The following is a 254-nucleotide window of genomic DNA, read 5'->3' as shown; positions in this document are numbered from 1 at the left end:
ATCACTAGCGGGATCGTGACGATCACGCCTGCCGCCATCTGTGATCCGAACGGGGTCTCAAAACCGCTGACCCCGCCAAATTTGGAGATAGCCACTGGGGCTGTTTGCATTTCGGGCTTGTTGATCATCGTAACGGCGATCAGGAATTCATTCCAGGTGTTGATGAAGACGATGATCGCGGTGGTGAACACGCCGGGGGCGGCAATGGGCAGGATGACTCGGCGGAATGCCTGCCCGGGAGTGCACCCGTCTAC

At 58.3% G+C, this 254-nt stretch carries 1 protein-coding gene; it reads right to left on the bottom strand.

Going from position 1 to position 254, the window contains the following annotated elements; all coding sequences use genetic code 11:
* Positions 1-254, bottom strand: a 254-nt coding sequence (locus QP415_RS12270; RefSeq protein WP_285100258.1) for an ABC transporter permease subunit, incomplete at both ends; no start/stop codon positions are given.

This window comes from Pauljensenia sp. UMB3104 (assembly GCF_030217285.1).
In the GTDB taxonomy this organism is placed as follows: Bacteria; Actinomycetota; Actinomycetes; order Actinomycetales; family Actinomycetaceae; genus Pauljensenia.
Note: the sequence above shows the minus strand (reverse complement) of the source record. Positions and strands in the feature narration are given on the sequence as shown.